Below are 12785 nucleotides of genomic sequence, written 5' to 3' on the forward strand. Positions count from 1 at the left end.
CCCTACACCCCCATAATTCATTTTATTCGGGGGATAAACAAGAATGGCAAATATTTTCAATTACAGGATAAAGCTCTATAAATCTAATCAATTGCCAGCGGAATGAATATCCGGAATACCGTTCCTTTTCCTTTTTCACTATTAACCTCAATACGTCCCTTCATCCGGTCGACAATTTGGTAGCATACCAGCAGGCCCATCCCAGTTCCCTTTTCTTTCAAAGAATAAAAAGCGGTTCCCAATCTATCCATTTCTTCTCTTGTCATACCAATCCCGGTATCAGAAATTTCAAAAACACCATATATACCTTCAGTGGATACCGAAAGTGACAAACAGCCCCCATTTTTCATGGCTTCAATGCCGTTTTTATAAATATTGATCAAAACCTGCTTTAACTCACTGGCATTCCCTTGTATCCATATACCTTCAGATATCTCGGAAGCAACAGATATATTTTTTGACATCATGGCATAAGAGTTCATTAGATCAATTACACCGGCAGCAAGTTCTCCGGCATTAATTGCCTCTACTTGTTCTATATCAGGTTTGGCAAGGGATAAATAATCATTTATGATTGTTTCCGCCCTATCCATCTCGTCAATCATAAGCTTTATGTACATTTTTTCTTCTTCGGTCATTTCTTCCTTAGCCAAAAAAATTTGTAGAAATCCTTTTACTACCGTCATTGGGTTTCTGATTTCATGTGCCACCGAAGCAGCAAGCTGGCCAATTGCGTTCATCTTTTCAGCTCTTTGCAGCTCTTTAAGAATCTTTGTCCTTTCCATGATATGCTCCATTTCCCCTATTGCTTCTTCAAAGCGATGTGAAGAGGGAGTATTCCTTGGCACTGTCCCAAATTGCTCGGAAGTGGCAGACAGTCTTTCAAAAAGGATAGCCAGCCGGGTGGTCATAAAGTTAAATCTCTCTGAAAGAATGCCTAAATCTGCTTGATTAGAAGGCTTTAACTTTACGTTAAAGTTACCGCTGCTGACTTCTTTAAAACCTGAAATAATATCATTAATTGGCTCTAATACTTTTTTAAGACCCCGTTTCAAAACAAAATATACTAAAAAGATAATGATTAAAAATAAGCCTGATAAATAAAGGGCTAAATCTCTTTGAATCGATTTCAGCACAGCAGCATCAATATCGATACATAATATGGCAATAATATTTCCTTTAGAGTCCACAATAGGTGAAAAGGCAGAAATCCAGGTGCCAAACTGATCCTGATAAACCTTACTGGATGCAGTACTTCTCTTCTGCACAGCTTCCGTTAAACCATCTATAAAATCGTCACTTGCCGAATAAAATGAAAATGATTCCAGGCCCATTTCTTTAGAGCTTTTGGAAGTTACTAATAACTTTACCGAGTTATCATCACTTTTTTCCGGCATCAGCAGTGAAGCATTTGAATAGGCTGCCTTTTCATTTACCAATGAAATAACATGTTGCAGCCTTTTATAAGCCGGATCGGACGGATCCTGATATTCCTTTACTTTTTCAACATCTTTGTACTCTATAACAGAGCTCCAAAGAGAAGCCATGTCAGTCACTCTATCTGTAAGCTGCTTCTCCAGATGCCGGGTTTCAACCATAAAGCTGATGCCTGCTGTAAAAACTGTGACAAAGATAGAAATGAGGAAGGAGAATAACAGTACTTTTCTGAACAAAGGCAGATTTTTTATTTGATCCTTCATATAGCAGTCACCGATTCCTTATATTCTAAGTAGCTATCTAACCTTTTTCGGCAAAATTCTGCTGAAATCCTCTAAAAACGCCAAAGTTTTAAAAGTGCAGCATTTATATCCTGGTCAAAAACGGAAGGCCCTTGATCGGGTAGGAGCTGGATGCAGATAATTTTTCATCAAAGTTATTCACATCGTTATATTTTATAAATTCCTAAACTGCAAAAAAACGCATAGCCTGATAGCCATGCGTCCGTTTTATTAATCTTCCAGATGATACATAAATCCAATTGCTCCTGGTCCCGTATGTGTACTGATAATTGGAGTTGTTTCTTCGATTTCAATTTCTGCAGCAGCATCCAGCTCTTCAATCATTTTCTTCAGTTTAGAAGCTAACTCAATGCCTTCTGCATGGACAAGGCCTACACCTTTTATTGTTTTCCCTTTGATATCCTCTGCAAATTGCTTGGCCAAATACTTGGCCACCTGGGTATGGCTTCTTACTTTGGCAACTGGTGTGTATACACCGCCTTCAAGCGAGGCAATTGGTTTTATATTCAGCAAGGACCCGATCATGGCCTTGCCTTTGCCGATTCTTCCGCCTTTCACAAGATTTTCCAGCGTATCTACTACTACAAATAATTTAGTATTACTGCGAATGGTTTCCAGCCGGCTGACAATTTCCTGAATACTTTTCCCTTCGCTGGCCATTTTTGCAGCCTCCAATACTTGAAAAGCCAGTGCTTTGGATATATATCTTGAATCAACCACTGTAACATTTGCATGTGACATAGCTGCTGCACTTTCTGCTGATTGAACAGTACCGCTCATTCCGCCAGTCATATGAATAGAGAGAATATCATAGCCTTGGTCACCAAACCTGTCATACACCTCAGCTAATACTCCTGCAGGAGGCTGGGAGCTTTTAGGCAACTCGTCCGTTTCTTTCATTTTTCTCATGAATTCAGATGGAGTAATATCAACCCGGTCCAAGTATGTATTACCTTCTATGTGAATAGATAGCGGGACAACTTCAATATCGAATTTTTCAATCAATTCGCTGGATAGGTCAGCTGTAGAATCTGTTACAATTTTAATTTTAGCCATTATGCTTTCACTTCCCCTGGATTAACAATTAGTTCATATTATACATTTAAGCAAAATACAAATAAAGCGATAAATATAAAGCGATAAATATAAAGCCTGTATTTCTCCTCCTCAAGTGGCCAAAAAAATACCGGCTGGCTGCCGGCATCAAAGTTGTTAAGCGTTATTTTTTAATTCTGGAGTCTTAAAAATCTCTTCATAGACGGGCCACTTTAAAACTCGCTTTAGATATTCTCTAAATGAATGGTTCTTAAGTGTTTTCTCATTGGCGTTAGTGGCCGCAATAAAAGTTTTCAAACGGACTTGGATCATAAAATAATAAGGGCTATCTTTTGCCAATACAGGAATTTCAATAATTTTTACCTTCTGTCCAACAGCATTTTTGAACTCTAGGCTTTTAAATAGCAAAATATCAATCCTCTTTTTCACCCGTTTGTTTATATTATACCCCAAATACGGCTCGAAATGTGTCTGATTATGCTATCTGATTAATTTTTTTAAGAAGATGCCTCTCCTGAATTCTCTGCCTTTTTCAGCTTTCTTTTGTAAACAATTTTAGATAAGTTGATGCTTATTTCATAAAGCAGAAGCAATGGAATAGTGACAAGAATATCAGACATGAAGTCAGGAGGTGATATAACAACTGAAATCACGACAAGGACAAAATAAGCATACTTCCTGATTTTAGTAAGCACATAAGGATTAATGATTCCAAGCGAAGTCAGGAACATGATGACTACAGGGAGTTCAAACAAAACTCCAAAAGGCAAAGTCATATTTAGGACAAAGCGGAAATATTTATCCGCAGTGAAATTAGCCTCAAACATTTCTCCACCCAATTCAACAAGAAAACTCAATACTGTGGGGAAAATGACAAAATAGCCAAAGCAAAGACCAATAATGAACAATATAAAAAGCGCCGGCACATAAGAAAGAGAAATCTTCCGCTCAGCGGCTGTCAGGGCAGGCTTGACAAAAAGCCAAATCTGCAAAGCCAGAACGGGAATTGTTCCTGCAACTGCAATGACCGTAGCAAGCATAAAGTAAACCCAGATAATATCACTTGGACCCAGGACAATCAATTTGACGTCCAGGTCTCTTACCAGCCATTTATAAATATCCTCCACAAAAACAAAGCCTGCAATAAAAAACAGGATAAATGCTGATGCCGTTATAATGAGTCTTTTTCTTAATTCATCTAGATGTTCGACTAAATTTAACTCTTTTTCTTCCATATAATTCTCCTGCTAATTTTATAAAAAACCAGGCTATGGCCCAGCCTGCTGTATCTGAAACCAAAACAAAAAGGTGCAAGAAGTATATCCTTACACCTTATTTAACCGTTTTTTTCTTAGAATCCTGTTCAAATTCTTCCATTACGTCACTCGTTAAATCACGGGTGGATTTTTTGAATTCTCTAAGTGTTTCACCAAAAGCACGGCCAATTTCCGGCAGTTTTTTTGGTCCGAATATGATTAACGCTAAAACAAGGATTAAAATTAATCCCGGAACACCAATATTTGAAAGCATATTCACATCTCCTTTTAAGTACTTCCCATCTGAATCTAATACGATTATAGTACTTTTCAAAGGAAATGTCACAGATATCATCAAAATTCATATTTCAGTCACAAATCATAGTAAATAATATGAAGCTGCCAAGTCATCCGGGTGCTTATACCAGCAGATGAAAAAGGTTACTGTCTTTGTTTATCTCTTTGTATGAAAATCCTTTTTTATTCATTCTTAAAATGAGGTCACTATAGTCCTCTTTATGCTTTAACTCAATTCCCACAAGGGCTGGACCATTTTCTTTATTATTTTTCTTCGTGTACTCAAAACGTGTAATATCGTCTGCCGGGCCAAGAACCTCGTCAAGAAACTCTCTTAATGCTCCGGCACGCTGAGGGAAATTCACAATAAAGTGGTAAAGCAGGCCTTCATAAAGCAAGGACCTCTCTTTTATTTCCTGCATTCGTCCAATATCATTATTGCCGCCGCTGATCACACATACGACATTCTTTCCTTTAATTTGCTCCCTGCACATATCAAGTGCGGCTATTGGCAGCGCACCTGCAGGCTCAGCCACAATCGCATGCTCATTATATAATTCAAGGATCGTCGTACACACTTTCCCTTCAGGCACCATGAAAATATCATCAACAAGCTCATTGCAGATTTCATAGGTTTTTTCACCGACACATTTTACTGCCGCTCCATCTACGAACTTATCAATTTCCTCGAGAGGCGCTACTGCTTGAGCCCTGATAGATTCACTCATCGATGGTGCTCCTGCCGGTTCTACTCCAATCATCTGTGTTTCCGGTGATATACTTTTTATGTAAGTGCTCAGTCCGGCCATTAATCCGCCTCCGCCAATACTCGCAAAAACAAAATCTGCAGGCTCTTCACAGTCGTTAAGGATTTCCACCGCTACTGTCCCTTGTCCTGCAATCACCATTTGATCATCAAATGGGTGAATAAATGCCCTGCTTTCCGCCTCTGCACATTTAAGAGCTTCGTAATAGGAATCATCAAAGGTATCTCCTACGAGAATGATTTCCACTGAGTCCCTCCCAAACAGCTCCACCTGACTTACTTTTTGTCTCGGTGTGGTTGCCGGCATAAAAATTTTTCCCTGGACGCCAAGATGCCTGCATGCATAGGCAACTCCCTGTGCATGGTTCCCAGCACTTGCACAGACAACACCATTTTCCAGCTCCACCGCAGTTAAAGATTTAACTTTATAGTAGGCACCTCTTAATTTAAATGAGCGGACATGCTGAAGATCTTCTCTTTTCAGATAGACATTGCACCCATACTTTTCTGATAGACGTTCATTTTTCTGTAAAGGTGTATGGGCAACAATATCCTTTAGCTGCTGGTATGCAATCAAAATATCTTCCAACTGCACCCATTTTTTTGTCATTACCTTCTGTTCCATTTTGCCACCCTCTTCTTTACAAGTTATTAATTTGTACATTATACCATGACAAATCATGATTTCAATCGGGTTTTTTTAAAATTTACATTTTTCGAATTATTTTAAGGATAGAAATCGCTGAAACTGACATATAATAAGCAAAAGCTAATTTATATCTCAAAGGGGTGCCGGAATGGAGTTTTCTTTATGCAGTCTGGATAGCGCTTTGCCTGTAGAAGTAACATTGGATGAAGATAACGGCAGGTATATGATTCGGAAAAGCGACACGAGCGGAGAGTACTTCAACAGTGCTGACGAATTAATACAATGGGTGAAAACCAACTTTACAGCAGAAGAGTTTTGCGATCCCAAAGAATACCACGGAATGATTCAGAAAATGACAGATTATTTAGTGAATCCCAATTTCTAATTTAATTAACCGCATAATTTAAATAAGGCCCCTGACTGAAAGGGGCCTTCTTCTTATGACGCGATCTTCTTGCCTGTAAGGCTGCTGCAGATTATTTCTCTTACTTCCTGCGCAAGAAACTTTGCTTCCATATTTTGAACGATCCTGGAATTCACAGGCTTACACACCTGGATTTCTATTTTAGCCGGCTTTATGAGCCTCCCATTCTTTTCAAACACATCAGCTGTCCCTTTAATGGAAATTGGCACAATCGGAACACCTGCATCCTGTGCAAGCCTGAATCCGCCCACCTTAAAAGGCGCTACCTGACCGCCCTTGCTTCTGGTTCCTTCCGGAAAAATCAGGAGAGAGTGCCCCTGCCTTAATAGTAATGCAGCATCCTTTAAAGAATTGACAGCCTTGCTGCGATTGCTGCGATCAATAAAAACACAGTTCATGACTTCCATCCATGAAGAGATAATGGGTGCTTTCTTAACTTCAACTTTTGAAATAAAACCAAAAGGTTTATCAATAGATGCAAGAAGGACTGGAATATCAAAATCCCCTTCATGGTTGCAAACAATGACAACAGGTCCGCCCGGAATCAATTCCTGCCCCTTAACTTTCACTTGAGAGCCTGAGATTTTCATAATTGTCCTGGACCACTTCTGCGGCACATTATGGATAATGCGGTCTCGTTCCTCAACAGGGAGCGCAGCATTCAGTTTCCTCATTCGGGTTAGTGCAGGCAGGCTATAAACCAAATATCCGCCCATATACAGAAAAAAGATTATTAATCGAAGCATAATGACCTCCAGATCTTGGGATGGTTTACATTATATAATAATCAGGTTCCTTTCACTATATGTTTACAGAATAAATGATAAAAACAAAGCAGCCCGCCGGAGCGAGCTGCTTTTAAGATTATTTTCTTTTATAAATGAGGAATTCAAAATCATATGGATTTTTTTCATCCCTGGTGCCCTTCTCCCTTGAAAGGAGATCCCATTCTGACATGTCTAATTCCGGAAAGTATGTGTCTCCTGCAAATTGGTCATAAATCATAGTCAAATAGAGACGATATGCTGCAGGAAGGATGGCTTTAAAAATCTCGGCACCGCCAATGACGAAGATTTCATCTTCCTTTACACCGCTGTACTTCAGAAGCTCTTCAACCGTATTTACAACTGTGCATCCTTCACAGGAAAAGGATTTATTCCGGGTAATAACAATATTCTCTCTCCCCGGCAGAGGTCTTCCGATTGAATCCCAGGTTTTTCGTCCCATGGCAATCGGATGTCCCATCGTAGTTCTTTTAAAGAACTTTAAATCCTCAGGCAGATGCCAGGGAAGTTTATTATCCTTGCCGATCACTCGATTCTCATCCATTGCCCACATTAAAGAAATCATACACTGACAACTCCTTTAATATGAGGGTGGGGATTATAGTCTTCCAGCTGGAAATCATCAAACTTAAAGCTGAAAATATCTTTCACATCCGGATTAATGATCATTTTTGGAAGCGGCCGGGGATCACGGCTCAGCTGGAGGTTTACCTGGTCAATATGATTCTGGTAAATATGCACATCTCCGAAAGTATGTACGAATTCACCAGGCTCCAGATCGCACACCTGTGCAACCATCATAGTCAGTAAAGCATAGGAAGCAATATTAAACGGAACCCCGAGAAAAACATCCGCAGATCTCTGATAAAGCTGGCAGGAAAGCTTTCCATCTGCTGCATAAAACTGGAACATGCAGTGGCAAGGCGGCAAAGCCATTTTTTCTATCTCTCCTGCGTTCCAGGCATTTACTATCAGCCGGCGGGAATCAGGATTTGTTTTAATCTGGTCAATCAGGCTGCTAATCTGATCAACTGTATTTCCATCGGCACCTGTCCATGATCTCCATTGATGACCATATACCGGCCCAAGATTGCCTTCCTCGTCAGCCCATTCATTCCAGATTCGCACACCATTCTCCTGAAGGTATTTTACATTGGTATCACCGTTTAAAAACCATAACAGCTCATGGATAATGGATTTTAAATGCAATTTCTTTGTTGTAACCAATGGGAAGCCTTCCTGCAGGTTAAAGCGCATCTGATAGCCAAATGTACTTATTGTCCCTGTACCAGTGCGGTCTTCTTTCTTTGTCCCATTCTCCAAAACATGCTTGCATAGATCCAAATATTGTTTCATTTCAACCCAACCTTTTTTAAATACTCATTGCTATTGTACACGAATTTCCGTAAATTTCACATCGGATAAAAATTAAGAGAATACGATGAAATTAGTTTAATTTGTTTATAAAATCATAGGTCTTCGGAGCATTCACACTTAATGATTTCCTGGATTCCCCGCCTGCAAAATACATGGCAAAAGCCTCAGCGAAATATTCTTCAGGGAAGGATAGAAAATAGTTTTGACCCGGGAACAATTTAGCTTTCTCAGCTTTCCAGACAGAGAGAAACTTCTGATTAAATCGGATGCCATTGTAAACATAGCGATCAACAGAATGGGCAAGTTCATGAAGTTCCAGGTTAATGGATCCATGGCCTTTCCCCTTCTCACTGTAGCCTATTTTAACAAGGACTGTTTTTGCCCCGCCAATCCCCGGGACATCGTCCCAAGTGGTACCCCCTGTATAGCCGCGGGGAATTACCCCTTCAAGGTGCTGGGCTGTAGGATTATCAGTAAGCTTTCCTACGAATAATTTCACCCTGATATCTTCATCCTCTATTTTGGTCAGCAGGGAGGCTGGCAGATTATCCACCCGGGAAATCATTTCTGCAGCCTCCCCCTCATCAAAAGGTTCGAGCGGCAATATAAAAATGCCGCCAAGCTGTCGTGGAGATTTTAAACTGAGAAACTCTTTAAGCTGGGAGGAATTCGGATAATCTTTTAGTTTGATCCCGCCCATGGCAGCCTGAGAGTTCCCCAGCAGTGCAAGGGAAACCATCATGATTGTAAATGTCAGTGCCATTTTGCGCATTTTAAAAGCCCCTTCTGCTAATCTAAGATGTATAATTTACGGGCAACAGAGCTCTTTGAAGTGTCTAAGCTGTGGAACTGCCTGAATGGAGAAAAAATTTTTAACCGTTCTGTTAATCTATTAAAATTATAACATACGAATGAAGAAGTTGAAGGAAACAAATGATGGGAAAATTAAATGAAAATTCAAAAAGGGCCCGAATAAATTCGGGCCCTGCCAATGAATATCTTTATTAAGAATATGAACGCACAACATCTGATAGGCCTGGAGAAGCCGTTCCAGTGCCAACTGCAGCAAACTTCCAATCGCCTCCATGGCGATAAATCTCACCGACAATTAAACTAGTTTTTCCGCTGTAATCATCTGTAAGATTATATTTAATCAATTCTTGATTATTTCCAGAGTTAACGACACGGATGAATGCATTCTGAATCATGCCAAAATGCTGCTTTCTTTTTACACTATCATAGATATTTACAACAAAAACCATTTTGTGAACGTGTGCCGGCACTCTGCTTAAATCAACCATTACCTGCTCGTCGTCTCCATCTCCCGCTCCGGTAAGATTGTCCCCGGAATGCTGTACACTTCCATCGCTGCTTTTTAAATTACCGAAATATATAACATCTTTATTACTCTTAAGCTTTCCATTTTCACCAAGCATGATAACAGAAGCATCGCAGTCGATATTTGCACCGCCGCCGCCTCCGAATAAAGATCCCAGAAGACCGCCGCCTCCGCTTTTTTGTACTGGATCCCAGCCTAATCCTACCATAATTTTAGATAATCCGGGATTTCCTTTAGTTAAGTCAACACGCTGGCCTTTTTGAAGATTTATTGCCATATCAATTCCACCTCATCAATTATTTATATTTTATTTTAAAATGAGCAGCTGCCTAACCCTGCTGCTTCATTTTTTTAAAATTGTCCTGCAGCTGTTCCAGTCTCCTGGTTCCTTCTTGCCGTAAACGCTTGTTTTCTTCTTCTATTGATTTTGTCTCCTGCATACCTTTCATGATGATATTCCAGGATTCCTCAATGGTTTCTATCTTAATGCTCGGACCGCCTGCCAATCTTGCGATATCAGCGCTTTGATTAGAAATATTCTGGGCATTGCGCACAAGCATTTCATTTGTTCGTCTGTCCAGCTCGCTCATTGAATCTGCAACAAGTTTTTGTCTCTTTGCTGCCACTGCCTGAATCAGGCCATTCTTAAAAATTGGAATCGTAGTAACGAATGCAGAATTAATCTTCCCGATCAGCTTAGTATTGCCTCGCTGCAGCAGCCGGATTTGCGGTGCAGTTTGAAGGGCAACCATTTTAGCCATTTCAAGATCATAGACTCTTTGCTCCAGCAGTTCGATGGCATTTCTTAACGTATCCAGCTGCATCGAAGCCATTTGATCCCCCTGGGCCGCCCTTTCTTCCAGCTGAGGAAGCTGATGGGCTTTTAAATCGTCGGCTTTCAGCTGTCCTGCCACAGCATATTTTTCGAGCGTCAGATAGTACTGATAATTTTGCTCATACATTTGTTCAAGCATGGATGTGGAATCAACCATTTCACTTTGGTATTTGGAAATTTCAACATAAACCTTATCAATTTCCGCGCCCATTGTCTGATATTTCCCGAAAAGCTTTTCAATCATCTTTTCACCGCGCTTGAAAAGCTTGCCAAAGATCCCTTTTGATCCCTGCTCGAAATCCTTCTTGTCAAATTTGTCCATAATTCTGCCGAGCTGCTTTAAAAGCTCACCTGAATCTTCAACCTTGGTTGTTCTCATGTTGCTCAGTATCTGATCGGAAAAGCGGGAAATCTGGACTGCAGGCTCTTTACCGAATTCAAGTATTTGAATTTGGTCCTTCTCATCGATGGACCTGGCCAAATTTTGCACCTCAGGCTCCTGCCTTAAAGCAAGCTTAATTTCTGATACCTTATTTTCGGTTAATTTGTCATCCTGCACCTGGGCTGTTAAATTCAAATCTGTTGCGTTAGTCGGATTCATTTTCAATCACCCTTTAAATTTTTTAATATTCCTTGAAAGAGAACCTTCTTTAGAAAAGATGGCTCCTTAAATTCCTGTTCAAAAACAACATCCTCAAGCCAATGGACATCATATAAATCTTCCTCAATGAAGTTTTCAATGTCGTTATGGCCCGGCGGATTATACAATACAATATCCAGTCCAAACTGATTAAGCAGCAAAAGAAGAGCGGCATCCGATCTTACCATCGTCCCGTTCAGCTCGTTGTTATAGAGGACAATCTTAGGGACTTCCTGCGAATAATCAAATTGCTGCATTAATTTTAGAATGCTCGGCGGAATTTGCAGGCTTTGGCTAAATAGATAAATCTTCAATTCATCTTCCGCTTCACCGGAAAGCGGCTTTATACGCGGACGTTCACACATATTTCTAATCGCCATTGCAATTCCATTTTGCAGGCCGCCAGGAAGCTGCTGATACCTCCAATAGTGCCCTGCAATGATTTTTTCAGGATCCAGCTTTCCTTCCCTGTCAAGTGCATTCCGATAATGGAACCGAAAATCATTGTTGACGCTATTTGTAAAAGGAAATCTCCTTATCAGCAAACTTTCATCATACTGGCTGATTGTTTGTATTCGATCCCAGTATTCCTTGCGGTTCCTGCTTACACCCTGGATTTTTGAAAATACGGAAGGTATCATGACCCTCCCTTCTTTCACCTCGAAGTTTGGGCGGATCATGGCTTTCTCTTTAATTAAAATAAAGAGCTCATCATAAGTGGTTTTCAAAGTAACAGAGGAAGGTGTATAATCCCGCAGCTGCCAGGGCTTATAAAGTCCTGATCCCTCATGGTTAAGGATGGTTTCTATTTCCCTGGATGCTCTATAGGCAACTGTAGCACTCCTTCTTCTCTTTTCTTGCGGAAAAGGCTCTGGCTTTTTCTTTTCAGGGTAATGATGGACAAAAGATTCCTGACCAACCGGCCCCATTTTTGCCGGAAGATCTTCCCCTGAAGGAGAAAAATAAAGAATATCGCACCCGATTTGAATTAAGTAATACAAAAAATAAAAATGACTCTTTTTCCCATTACCGTACCATAGGATTTTTGGCATGGCCCTTTTAGGGTCAATATCTTTAAGTTCTGTGCCCAAATGGTTAGTGGACCACTTAATCACATCTACAAGCACTCTTCGGATATCCTGGTTTTTTAATCCGGCTGGTTCTGTTTCAGAAAAAAGTTTCAGCATACTGATCATCGCTTCTCTAATCTTCCTGTGCATAGAAGGTGAGGATGATTTAAGCAGCAGCTGTTCCCCATCAAGGAAAGCAGCAAAGCGGTTTATGGATAAATCCTGTTCCTGGTTAATGTTCAGGACTTTTTGTATCGCCTGGAAATGCTGATTATTAATGGTTTTATCCAGATGTTCTTCACTCAAAAGAAGCAGCCCTGCATTCTCTGTGTGAATAAGGTCAAAAAGACGATTATAATATTCATCTTCATCAAGCGGAACTCCGAGAAACCTGGCAACAATCTGGCCAATATGCAAAGTTTGCTGTTCCTCTCTGTAACTGTCACGCTCTTGATTAGGCTTTGTTAAGTGTGAGGTCCAATTCTCATGTGTAATCTTTATAATGTGATTTTTAATTTGACTGTACGACAAGTTCAATTTATATCCCTTCCC

General features: G+C 40.2%; 14 protein-coding genes. 1 reads left to right on the top strand and 13 read right to left on the bottom strand.

Going from position 1 to position 12785, the window contains the following annotated elements; genetic code table 11:
* Positions 1 to 83: 83 nt before the first annotated feature.
* The 6 genes from AC0VZ9_RS19060 to ilvA form a co-directional block, all read right to left on the bottom strand.
* The gene (locus tag AC0VZ9_RS19060; RefSeq protein ID WP_026041551.1) at positions 84 to 1700 is read right to left on the bottom strand and encodes a sensor histidine kinase; all 1617 of its coding nucleotides are present in this window, start codon (positions 1698 to 1700) and stop codon (positions 84 to 86) included.
* Between the two features lie 249 nt (positions 1701 to 1949).
* Complete coding sequence (locus tag AC0VZ9_RS19065; RefSeq protein ID WP_475396620.1) at positions 1950 to 2795, bottom strand: DegV family protein; 846 nt, start codon at positions 2793 to 2795, stop codon at positions 1950 to 1952.
* Between the two features lie 156 nt (positions 2796 to 2951).
* Positions 2952 to 3203 (bottom strand): DUF2535 family protein, encoded by a 252-nt coding sequence (locus tag AC0VZ9_RS19070; RefSeq protein WP_019379714.1) that lies wholly within the window; start codon positions 3201 to 3203, stop codon positions 2952 to 2954.
* 89 nt (positions 3204 to 3292) lie between these two features.
* Entirely contained in the window at positions 3293 to 4030 is a 738-nt protein-coding gene (gene tatC, locus AC0VZ9_RS19075; protein ID WP_009332616.1) for a twin-arginine translocase subunit TatC, read from the bottom strand.
* A 97-nt stretch (positions 4031 to 4127) separates the two neighbouring features.
* On the bottom strand, positions 4128 to 4325 hold the full coding sequence (locus AC0VZ9_RS19080) for a twin-arginine translocase TatA/TatE family subunit (RefSeq protein WP_009332617.1): 198 nt from the start codon (positions 4323 to 4325) through the stop codon (positions 4128 to 4130).
* A gap of 145 nt (positions 4326 to 4470) precedes the next feature.
* Positions 4471 to 5739, bottom strand: coding sequence for a threonine ammonia-lyase IlvA (gene ilvA / locus AC0VZ9_RS19085; protein ID WP_009332618.1), 1269 nt, complete (start codon positions 5737 to 5739; stop codon positions 4471 to 4473).
* A gap of 172 nt (positions 5740 to 5911) precedes the next feature.
* Between ilvA and AC0VZ9_RS19090 the strand changes: the two genes are divergently transcribed.
* Complete coding sequence (locus AC0VZ9_RS19090; protein WP_009332619.1) at positions 5912 to 6148, top strand: hypothetical protein; 237 nt, start codon at positions 5912 to 5914, stop codon at positions 6146 to 6148.
* 53 nt (positions 6149 to 6201) lie between these two features.
* On the opposite strand, the gene AC0VZ9_RS19095 is transcribed toward AC0VZ9_RS19090, so the two are convergent.
* The 7 genes from AC0VZ9_RS19095 to AC0VZ9_RS19125 all read right to left on the bottom strand — a co-directional run bounded on the left by AC0VZ9_RS19095 (position 6202) and on the right by AC0VZ9_RS19125 (position 12764).
* Entirely contained in the window at positions 6202 to 6933 is a 732-nt protein-coding gene (locus AC0VZ9_RS19095; RefSeq protein WP_251175470.1) for a lysophospholipid acyltransferase family protein, read from the bottom strand.
* A gap of 118 nt (positions 6934 to 7051) precedes the next feature.
* Complete coding sequence (locus AC0VZ9_RS19100) at positions 7052 to 7537, bottom strand: dihydrofolate reductase (protein ID WP_475396621.1); 486 nt, start codon at positions 7535 to 7537, stop codon at positions 7052 to 7054.
* Entirely contained in the window at positions 7534 to 8328 is a 795-nt protein-coding gene (locus AC0VZ9_RS19105; protein ID WP_009332622.1) for a thymidylate synthase, read from the bottom strand. The genes AC0VZ9_RS19100 and AC0VZ9_RS19105 overlap by 4 nt, the downstream gene beginning before the upstream one ends.
* A gap of 91 nt (positions 8329 to 8419) precedes the next feature.
* Positions 8420 to 9121, bottom strand: a complete 702-nt coding sequence (locus AC0VZ9_RS19110) for an anthrax toxin lethal factor-related metalloendopeptidase (RefSeq protein ID WP_019379716.1) — start codon at positions 9119 to 9121, stop codon at positions 8420 to 8422.
* 232 nt (positions 9122 to 9353) lie between these two features.
* On the bottom strand, positions 9354 to 9965 hold the full coding sequence (locus tag AC0VZ9_RS19115) for a TerD family protein (RefSeq protein ID WP_019379717.1): 612 nt from the start codon (positions 9963 to 9965) through the stop codon (positions 9354 to 9356).
* Positions 9966 to 10017: 52 nt separating this feature from the next.
* On the bottom strand, positions 10018 to 11124 hold the full coding sequence (locus AC0VZ9_RS19120) for a toxic anion resistance protein (RefSeq protein ID WP_009332625.1): 1107 nt from the start codon (positions 11122 to 11124) through the stop codon (positions 10018 to 10020).
* 2 nt (positions 11125 to 11126) lie between these two features.
* A complete protein-coding gene (locus tag AC0VZ9_RS19125) occupies positions 11127 to 12764 on the bottom strand; it encodes a YceG family protein (protein WP_475397516.1) in 1638 nt (545 codons plus the stop codon).
* Positions 12765 to 12785: the final 21 nt, after the last annotated feature.

The sequence above is a fragment of the Cytobacillus sp. QJM3NY_8 genome (genome assembly GCF_056173585.1).